7 protein-coding genes, 1 tRNA gene and 2 pseudogenes are annotated in these 9455 nt (G+C 69.7%); 3 read left to right on the top strand and 7 right to left on the bottom strand.

The window, feature by feature from the left end:
• Window positions 1–63: 63 nt before the first annotated feature.
• From ACZ5WE_RS33675 to ACZ5WE_RS33695, 5 genes and pseudogenes are all read right to left on the bottom strand, one after another.
• Window positions 64–657 (bottom strand): 50S ribosomal protein L25/general stress protein Ctc, encoded by a 594-nt coding sequence (locus ACZ5WE_RS33675; protein WP_467689432.1) that lies wholly within the window; start codon window positions 655–657, stop codon window positions 64–66.
• Window positions 658–873: 216 nt separating this feature from the next.
• Window positions 874–1851, bottom strand: coding sequence for a ribose-phosphate diphosphokinase (locus ACZ5WE_RS33680; RefSeq protein WP_467689431.1), 978 nt, complete (start codon window positions 1849–1851; stop codon window positions 874–876).
• A gap of 135 nt (window positions 1852–1986) precedes the next feature.
• Complete coding sequence (glmU, locus tag ACZ5WE_RS33685; protein ID WP_467689429.1) at window positions 1987–3444, bottom strand: bifunctional UDP-N-acetylglucosamine diphosphorylase/glucosamine-1-phosphate N-acetyltransferase GlmU; 1458 nt, start codon at window positions 3442–3444, stop codon at window positions 1987–1989.
• Between the two features lie 120 nt (window positions 3445–3564).
• A tRNA-Gln gene (locus ACZ5WE_RS33690) sits at window positions 3565–3637 on the bottom strand.
• An 82-nt stretch (window positions 3638–3719) separates the two neighbouring features.
• Window positions 3720–4179, bottom strand: a pseudogene (locus tag ACZ5WE_RS33695) (hypothetical protein); the annotation flags it as partial.
• A 167-nt stretch (window positions 4180–4346) separates the two neighbouring features.
• Between ACZ5WE_RS33695 and ACZ5WE_RS33700 the strand changes: the two are divergent.
• A complete protein-coding gene (locus ACZ5WE_RS33700) occupies window positions 4347–5684 on the top strand; it encodes a sensor histidine kinase (RefSeq protein WP_467689427.1) in 1338 nt (445 codons plus the stop codon).
• A 48-nt stretch (window positions 5685–5732) separates the two neighbouring features.
• Here the strand turns inward: ACZ5WE_RS33700 and ACZ5WE_RS33705 are convergent, their stop codons facing one another.
• Both ACZ5WE_RS33705 and ACZ5WE_RS33710 read right to left on the bottom strand, forming a co-directional pair.
• On the bottom strand, window positions 5733–6254 hold the full coding sequence (locus ACZ5WE_RS33705; RefSeq protein ID WP_467689426.1) for an SUKH-3 domain-containing protein: 522 nt from the start codon (window positions 6252–6254) through the stop codon (window positions 5733–5735).
• A 49-nt stretch (window positions 6255–6303) separates the two neighbouring features.
• Window positions 6304–6861: a YwqJ-related putative deaminase gene (locus tag ACZ5WE_RS33710; RefSeq protein ID WP_467689424.1), complete on the bottom strand. Its 558-nt coding sequence runs from the start codon at window positions 6859–6861 to the stop codon at window positions 6304–6306.
• A gap of 315 nt (window positions 6862–7176) precedes the next feature.
• On the opposite strand from ACZ5WE_RS33710, the gene ACZ5WE_RS33715 reads away from it, so the two are divergent.
• Both ACZ5WE_RS33715 and ACZ5WE_RS33720 read left to right on the top strand, forming a co-directional pair.
• On the top strand, window positions 7177–8163 hold the full coding sequence (locus tag ACZ5WE_RS33715; protein ID WP_467689422.1) for an SMI1/KNR4 family protein: 987 nt from the start codon (window positions 7177–7179) through the stop codon (window positions 8161–8163).
• Window positions 8164–8170: 7 nt separating this feature from the next.
• Window positions 8171–9455, top strand: a pseudogene (locus tag ACZ5WE_RS33720) (SUKH-4 family immunity protein); the annotation flags it as partial.

Here is a 9455-nt window from a genome sequence, read left to right on the forward strand (position 1 = left end):
CCCAACCGCCGCCCCGCGCAGGAGCGCGGAGCGGCGGTCGGCAGAGTCGAACGCAGTCGAGGCTCAGGCCTCGGCGGCGTCACCCTCGCCCTCGGTCTCGGCGGCGGCCTCCTCGGCCTGCGCGGCCAGGACCTGCAGGACGACGGTGTCGTCGTCGACGGCCAGGGTCGTGCCCTTGGGCAGCGTGATGTCCTTGGCGAGAACGGTCGCACCGGCCTCGAGACCGGCGATGGAGACGGTGACCGACTCCGGGATGTGCGTGGCCTCGGCCTCGACGGGCAGCGCGTTCAGCACGTGCTCGAGCAGGTTGCCGCCCGGGGCGAGCTCACCCTCGGTGTGGACGTAGATGTCGACGTTGACCTTCTCGCCCTTGCGGACGAGGAGAAGGTCGACGTGCTCGAGGATGCCGATGCGCACGGCGTCACGCTGGACGGCCTTCGGGATGACCAGCTGGCTCTTGCCGTCGATGTCCAGGTTGATCAGGACGTTAGGGGTCTTCAGTGCCATCAGCGTGCCGTGGTGCGGCAGCGCGATGTGGATCGGGTCGGCACCGTGGCCGTAGACAACGGCGGGCAGCTTGTCGGCGCGACGCAGACGGCGGGCGGCACCCTTGCCGAACTCGCTGCGGACCTCGGCGGTGATCTTCACCTCGGACATGTGCACTCCTCGTAAAAGTGGTGACGGAAGAAATCGGTCACCCGGCCACGACTGGCGGCCTGCTACGAAGAGCGCGTCGATAACGGACAGCCGTACTGCAATGAGTACGGCCTCCCTCGCCGAGCAACTCCGTGAGTCTACCCGGCGGGAAGGCCGCCTCAAAGTCGATCAATCTATGACGTCGATCGATCTACGACGTCGAGCGATGTACGACGATTACGCCTGCTCGTCGAAGAGGCTCGTCACCGAACCGTCCTCGAAGACCTCACGCACCGCGTTCGCGATGGTCGGCGCGATCGAGAGCACGGTGATCTTGTCGAGCTCCAGGTCGCCCGGGTCGGGCAGCGTGTCCGTGAACACGAACTCGCTCACCTTGGAGTTCTTCAGACGGTCCGCGGCCGGACCGGACAGCACGCCGTGCGTCGCCGTCACGATGACGTCCTCCGCACCGTGCGCGAACAGCGCGTCGGCGGCGGCGCAGATCGTGCCACCCGTGTCGATCATGTCGTCGACCAGGACGCAGACGCGGCCCTTCACGTCACCGACCACCTCGTGCACGGTGACCTGGTTGGCGACGTCCTTGTCACGGCGCTTGTGCACGATCGCCAGCGGGGCGCCCAGACGGTCGCACCAGCGGTCGGCGACGCGCACACGGCCGGCGTCGGGGGAGACCACGGTCAGCTTCGAGCGGTCGACCTTCGCACCCACGTAGTCCGCGAGGACCGGCAGCGCGAAGAGGTGGTCGACCGGGCCGTCGAAGAAGCCCTGGATCTGGTCCGTGTGCAGGTCGACCGTGAGGATGCGGTGCGCGCCCGCCGTCTTCATCAGGTCCGCCACCAGACGGGCCGAGATCGGCTCACGGCCGCGGTGCTTCTTGTCCTGGCGCGCGTAGCCGTAGAACGGCACGATCACGGTGATGGAGCGGGCCGACGCGCGCTTCAGCGCGTCGATCATGATCAACTGCTCCATGATCCACTTGTTGATCGGAGCCGTGTGGCTCTGGATCAAGAAGCAGTCCGCACCACGAGCCGACTCCTGATACCGCACATAGATCTCACCGTTGGCGAAATCGAAAGCCTTCGTCGGCACGATGCCGACACCCAGCTTGTGTGCGACCTCCTCGGCCAACTCGGGGTGGGCGCGGCCGGAGAAGAGCATCAACTTCTTCTCGCCGGTCGTCTTGATCCCGGTCACAGCACTAGTCTCCTCAGACGAGTTCTTCCCGCTGCCGTCCTCGCACGCCCCGGAAAATTGCAGTCCGAAGCGCTGAGCCGGCCGAAATGGTGTGCATCTATCACGGTACGCCGTGCACGACGCACCTGTTTCCGGTCAGCTTCCGCTTGCCGAATTCCTGGACTCCCCGGACGCCGCCTCCGCCGCCCTCGCAGCCGCGCTGCCCGGACGCTTGCGCGCCACCCAACCCTCGATATTCCGCTGCTGGCCACGGGCCACGGCCAGCGAACCTGCCGGAACATCCTTCGTGATGACCGAACCCGCCGCCGTATAAGCGCCGTCCCCAACAGTGACAGGAGCCACAAACATGTTGTCCGAACCGGTCTTGCAGTGCGACCCCACCGTCGTGTGGTGCTTCGCCTCACCGTCGTAGTTCACAAAGACGCTCGCAGCACCGATGTTGGTGAAATCGCCGATCGTCGCGTCACCCACGTACGACAGATGCGGCACCTTCGAACCCTCACCGATCTTCGCGTTCTTCATCTCCACGTACGTACCGGCCTTGGCCTTCACGCCGAGCCGGGTGCCCGGCCGCAGATACGCGTACGGACCGACGCTCGCCTGCTCCCCGACCTCCGAGTCGAACGCGACCGTGTTGTCCACCCGGGCGCCCGCACCGACCTTGGTGTTCGTCAGGCGGGTGTTGGGCCCCACCTCGGCGCCCTCCCCGAGATGCGTGGCGCCATGGAGCTGCGTGCCGGGATGCACAAGAGCGTCCCGCTCGTACGTCACCGTCGCGTCGATCCACGTCGACGCCGGGTCCACCACCGTCACACCCGCCAGCATGGCCTCGGTGAGCAGCCGGTCGTTCAAGGTACGGCGGGCCTGCGCCAGTTGCACACGGTTGTTGATCCCCGCGATCTCCTCGTGATCGAGGGCGACAGCAGCGCCCACGCGATGCCCCGCCTCCCGCAGGATCCCCAGAACGTCGGTCAGGTACTCCTCGCCCTGACTGTTGTCCGTACGCACCTTGCCGAGCGCCTTCGCGAGCAGCTGCCCGTCGAACGCGAACACACCGGAGTTGATCTCACGGATCAGACGCTGCTTCTCGGTCGCGTCCTTGTGCTCCACGATCCCGGTCACCGCGCCGCTCTCGCCGTCCCGCACGATCCGGCCGTAACCGGTCGCGTCCGGAACCTCGGCGGTCAGCACGGTGACGGCGTTGCCGTCCCCGGTGTGCGTCTCGGCCAGCTTCCGCAGGGTCGCGCCCGTCAGCAACGGGGTGTCACCACACACGACGATGACGGTCCCGTCCACGGCGCCGCCGAGCTCGTCCAGACCGATACGGACGGCGTGGCCGGTGCCCTTCTGCTCGCTCTGGTAGGCGGTGCGTACGTCGGGGGCGACGGCGGAGAGATGACCGATGACCTGCTCGCGGGCGAACCCGACGACGGTGACGAGCCGCTCCGGGCTCAGCGCGTACGCGGCCTCGAGGACGTGCCCGATGAGGGAACGGCCACAGATCTCATGCAGAACCTTGGGAGTGGCCGACTTCATACGGGTGCCCTCACCCGCTGCGAGGACGACGACGGCTGCCGGGCAGTTGGCGCTCACGGGGATGCCCTTCGGCTTCGGATGTGCGGGGATTGGACATCCGCAGGATACCGGGGCGATGTGGGGCGGAAATGAGGGCGGGTCCTGACCGTGGCGGTCAGGACCCGACAAAAGTTGCAGCTCCCCCATCAGGATTTGAACCTGAACAGACGGTACCAAAAACCGCAGTGCTGCCTGATTACACCATGGGGGAATAAACGCGGCGAACCGGACATTTGGTCAGGTCGCCGAGTAGGCACCCAACACTATGCCGTACCAAGCCCCTTCCATGCGACGGCGAGGAACAGCTCGCGGTCTGACAAGGTGCCCACGTCCTGCTTCGCGGCCTCCTTCACGCGCTGCCGCTCCTTGTCCCGCACCGCCAGCTCGTGCTCCCACCGCTTTCGTGCCGCCAGCTTCGCCTGCTCCGATGGGTCCCGCCGCTCGGGTTTGGGCAGATCCCGTACCCACAGTGAGATCGAACTCTTCGAGCAGCCCAGCTCGACCTGGATCGGGTCATACGTGAGTCCCTGGATCCGCAGCTCCCGCGCCCGCTCCCTCAGGTCGTCCTTCGCGTTCGGGCGTTTCGTCCACTCCGGAGGCGGTTCTCCTTCCAGGAGGCGGTTCAGGATGTCGTCGTTGAAGAGCCTCAACTCGTCGCGGATCTGGCGGCGGCTCAACCCCTCCCGCCGCAACGCGAATCGCCCGCTCCCGCAACCCCTCGAAGTCGGCGTACTTGCTCGTGATTTCCGTCATGCGACGACCCTCGTCCGGAATGCGAACGTCCGGTCGGAAAGGGGAAGCGGTTCAACAGTTCGAGGGATTTCCGGCCGTTTCGTTTCGCATCGAACAGCGCGTGCGTTCGATCACGGAGCCGGAAACTCGCCGGAAAAGGAGAGCTTGTCGCCCGTAGGCTGGAAGGCATGACCACGACGGGGGAGAAGCACAGCGCGGCCGTGACCGGGCCGTGGTGGTGGGAGCGGCGGCGCAGTGCCGTGCTGGATGTGGGGCTCGCGTTGGCCTCGGCCGCGGAGTGCGGGGCCGAGGGGCTCGCGTTCGCGGGGGACACGGGGATTCCCACGGGGGTGGGGGTCGCGTTCGGGGTGCTGGCCGGGGCTTCGCTGGTGTTGCGGCGGCGGTGGCCGATCGCCGTGGTGCTCATTTCGATTGCGATCACGCCTGCTCAGATGGGGATCTTTCTCACCATCGTCGGGCTGTACACGCTTGCGGCGTCCGAGTTGCCTCGGCGGATCATCGGGTCCCTTGCCGGGATGTCCTTGCTCGGGACGCTCATCGTGACTCTCGTGCGGACGCGGCAGGACATGGCGAGCGGGGAGCTGGGGTTCGCGGAGGGGTTCATACCGTTCATCGCGATCACCACGTCGATCGGTGTCACCGCGCCGCCGATCCTGCTCGGGCTGTATGTCGGCGCCCGGCGGCGGCTGATGGAGAGTCTTCGGGAGCGTGCCGACAGCCTGGAGCGCGAGTTGCAGTTGCTCGCGGAGCGGGCCGAGGAGCGGGCGGAGTGGGCGCGTAACGAGGAGCGGACACGGATCGCTCGGGAGATGCATGACGTCGTCGCGCATCGGGTGAGTCTGATGGTCGTGCATGCCGCTGCTTTGCAGGCTGTCGCCAGGAAGGATCCTGAGAAGGCCGTGAAGAACGCCGCTCTTGTCGGGGACATGGGGCGCCAGGCTCTGACGGAGTTGCGCGAGATGCTGGGTGTGCTGCGGACCGGGGAGGCCACGCCGGTGGCGGGTGGCCGGCATGGTTCGGTGTCCGACGCGGTGCCGTTGGCCGCCGTGGGGTTCGCCGCGGCTGCCGCCGCCTCGCGTGCGGTGGACGAGGACGGGCCGTGTCTGGCGGAGCTGGATGAGCTGGTGGGGCAGTCCCGTGCGGCGGGGATGGCGGTGGATCTGTCCGTGGAGGGTGAGTCCCGTGCGTACGCGGCGGATGTCGAGCAGACCGCGTATCGGGTGGTTCAGGAGGCGTTGACGAACGTGCACAAGCACGCGGCGGGCGCCAAGACGTATGTCCGGCTCGCGCACCGCGGTGCGGAGATCGCGATGCAGGTGGAGAACGAGCCGCCGCCGGAGGTGGGCCCCGGGGATGCCCGGCTGCCGAGTGGCGGCAACGGCCTGGTGGGGATGAAGGAGCGGGTCATCGCGCTGGGCGGTGTCTTCGTGTCGGGTCCGACGGACGCGGGTGGTTTCCGGGTGTCGGCGGTGCTGCCGGCGGCTGCCGCTGTCGCGGGGGCCTAGGCCGCGTCGCCGCCGGGTCCGGGTTCCGGCCCGCGTCGCCGGGCGGCTCTAGCCCGCTTTGAGGCGTTCCGGCTGGGTGCCCGATGCCAGGGTGGCGAGGGCTGCGTCGATGTGGGAGCCCAGGTACCAGTCGCCGCTGTGGTCGAGGCTGTAGACGCGGCCTTCGGCGTCGATGGCGAGGAGTGCCTGGGTCTCCGTCTCCTCTCCTATGGGGCAGACCTCGGTGTCGAGGGCGCGGCCGAGGTCGCCGAGGGTGCGGGCCAGGTGGAGGCCGTAGAGGGGGTCCAGGTGCACGGCGGCGGGCGCTATGTGGCGGCCGGGGCCCTGCGGGGTGATGTGCAGTCCGCCGAACTCGGCCCAGGCCTCGACGGCGGCGGGGAAGACGGCGTGCTGGTGTCCCGCGGGTGAGGTGTGGCGGCGCAGGACGTCGGCCCAGATCTCGGCCTGCTTTATGTCCCAGCGTCCGGGGCGCCAGCCGGCTGCGCGCAGGGCGGCGTCGACGGGGACGGGGAAGCGGGGTGACGCCGCTGTGGGGGTGGTGGGGTGGTCGGTGTGCTGTTCCGTGTGCATGTGCGGCTGCCCTCGTTGCGGTTCGCGGTTCGCGGCTCGGTGGTGGGGATCAGGATTCCGGGGTCGGGGGTTCCACGATCCGTACGCCGAAGTGCGCTGTGAGGGCGGTGCAGGAGCGGCAGGGGCGGGCGAAGCCGCCGTGCAGGGGGTCGCCGTCCTCGCGGATGCGGCGGGTGGTGAGCTTGGCGTGCTTGAGGGCTTTGCGGGCCTCGCCGTTGGTCATCGGTTTTCGTGCCGCGCGTTTGGAGCGGCTGGTGTCGGCCGCCGTGAGGTGGCGCGAGATGAGGATCGCTTCGGCGCACCGCCCGGTGAAGCGTTCGCGCTGGCTGCTTGTGAGGGTGTCGAGGAAGTCCTGTACGAGTGGGTGCAGAGCGGGAGGTTCCTCGCCGCGTCCCGCGGTGCAGGTGAGGGTCGCGCCGCGGACGGAGAGTGCGGCGGCGACGGTGGGGAGTATGCCGTCGCGGCGTTGGCGCAGCGTGGGCGCGTACGTGGACGCGCTGCTCCAGCCGACGCGTGGATCTCCCGTGTCGGTGGGGTTCTCGGCGGTCGTCGTGGGCGCCGTGGTGGCCGCCGTGTGGCCGGTCGTGCCGGTCTGTGCCGTGTGCATGGTGGTGCTTCCCTCCCCGCAACTCGCGGCTGTGACCGCGTGTGCCACGCCCCCGCGTTGCGGAGACAGCCTGTCAAATGGGGCGGGTGGTGCGGAAGCTGGGGCACCGCGACACGCCTGGCTTTCGTCGCACGGTGACGGTCCGGTGGCTGCTGGTCATGGAACCGGAGGCCCGGTGACCGGTGTCGTCCTTACGCATAGGCTGTCGACATCCGCAGACTGCGGAACGCAGGACGAAGCACGTAAATCCGTGCAAGTGACATTCACGCACAGCGATCCGCAGAACCATTAACAGTGCCGCAGGGGGCAACCGCCATGACGACAGGTCGGCTGGGGCAGCAGGCCGCACCGCCGAACGCGGCCTACGCCGGGCAGGTCGTGCATTTCCCGGATCCGGTCCGGGCCACGCGCCATCCCAGAGGTGTGCGTGTGGACGAGCACGGCTATCCGGATTTCTCGGCCTACGCGCGTGCGGCCGCCGAGATCGCCGAGCCTCCGGAGGGCTTCGGGGTCGACGAGCTGCGTCTGACGGACTACGTCTCCGCGAACGCGGCGCTCGCCGCGGCGGAACACGACCTGTGGGACACGATTCCGCCGGTGGCGACCCCGCACGGCTGGACCTGGCACCACGTGCCGGGCGGCCGGCGCCTGGAGCTGGTCCCGGTGGAGGTGAAGGCGCTCCTGCGGCACCACGGCGGGATCGCCACGACGCCGGTCGACCAGAACAAGAGGGGCACGCGCCCGCTCCAGGAGACCCGGCCCGCGCATCTCGCGCTGCCGAAGTCGGCGGTCGCGGTGACCGAGCAGGAGGTCCTCGGCGCCGAGGAGGAGCTGGGTTACCGGCTCCCCGGTGCCTACCGTGCCTTCCTGAAGGCGGCGGGCGGCTGCGCGCCGGTCGGTACGGCGCTCGACGCGGAGCTCGGCCTCCTGATCGACCAGCCGTTCTTCACGGTGCGGGACGAGGCCGCGGTCAACGACCTGGTGTACGTGAACAAGTGCCTGCGCGACCATCTCACCAAGGATTATCTGGGAGTCGGGTTTGTGCAGGGCGGCATTCTCGCCGTGAAGGTCAAGGGCGACCGGATCGGTTCGGTGTGGTTTTGCGCGTACGACGACGCACGGGACGTCTCGGAAGCGGCCGGATGGGCGCCGGCCGAGCGGGTGCAGCGGCTGTTGCTGCCGTGCGGTGACGACTTCGACGCGTTCTTGTCCCGGCTCGCGGGTAATCCGCCGGAGTTGGAGACCGTGGCGAACCTGATGGTGGACGGCGGCTTCGCGCGCGCCGTCCCGGTGGGGGAGTGACTTGGCGATGGTGACCTTCGCGCAGGCGCAGGAGCGCGCCGAGGAATGGATCAACGGCGATGTGCCCGGGTACCAGCATCGTGCGGTGCGGGTAAGGGAGTTCGAGCTCGGTTTCGTCGTATGGGCGGAGGACCGTGAGGACGGTCCGGTGTCCGACGGCGGCCGTCAGCGGCTCGTCGTCGCGCGCGACAGCGGCGACGCCACGCTCTGGCCGGGGCTGCCGGTCGGTGAGGTGATCCGCCGGTACGAAGAGGAGTACGGCGTCCCGGATGTGGCGCCGGAGGATGCGGCGCCTGCTCCGCCGGAGCGGGTGGACCTGAATCAGACGTCGTTCCTGTTGAGCCCCCCGGAGTGGCTTCAGGAGGCGGCGGACAAGCTGGGCATTCCGGATCGCAGGTCGGAGTCGGCGGGGACGCCGGCTTCGGACGCACCGGCTGCACCGGCCGCCCCCGCGGCACCTGTCGCGCCTTCGGCTCCTGTGGCTCCCGCTCCTGCGGCCGCGTCCGCCGCTCCCGAAGCGCCCGGTGGCGGTACGCCGTGGCCCGCGGCCGGGTCGTCGAGTGCGCCGGCCGGGGACACCCCGTGGGCCGGTACGGACACCAACGCGGAGTCCGGCGACGACCGTTCGGTGCCGGCGCCCGCGACGGTGTTCGCGCCGCCGCTGGTCGGCGGTGACGATGAGGACTCTCCGCCGCCCGGTGTGGCGCCGGAGGCCAAGACCGCGCTGATGCACGGCGGCAGCGGTCTTCCGTCGACGACGGTGGCGCCCGCGCTCGACGGCCCGAACCTGCCGCCGCCCCCGGGCGCCGGTGCTCCCGACGCGTCCGCGTACGGCTATCCGCAGGGGCCCGGAGCCCCCGGCACGCAGCCCCCGGCCGCTCCGGCGCCGAACCTGCCGCCGCCTGCGGGCGTGAGCGCTCCGGACCCGTCCGCGTACGGCTATCCGCAGGGTTCCGCTCCCGCCGCCGCCCAGCACTCCGTGCCTCCCGGCGCGGGGGACATCGCCGACGCCGCGACCAGCAAGGCGCAGGCGCCGCCGCGCGGTGCGCGCGGCAGCGGTGCGAGTACGCCGCCGCCCCCCGGCGCCCCGGGAACTCCCGGTGTGGCGCCGGGCAGTACGCCGCCGCCGCCGTCCGGTCCCGGTGCTCCGGGCACCCCGGCGGGCGGTTACGTCCCGACGCAGCTCGTGTCCTCGCTCGGCCCCGACGGACCGCAGCCGCCCGCGGCTCCGGCCGCGCCGCAGCCGCCCGGTGCTCCCGGTGCTCCGGGTACGCCTCCCGGTGGTGTGCACC

The sequence above is a fragment of the Streptomyces sp. NPDC033180 genome, from assembly GCF_055577645.1.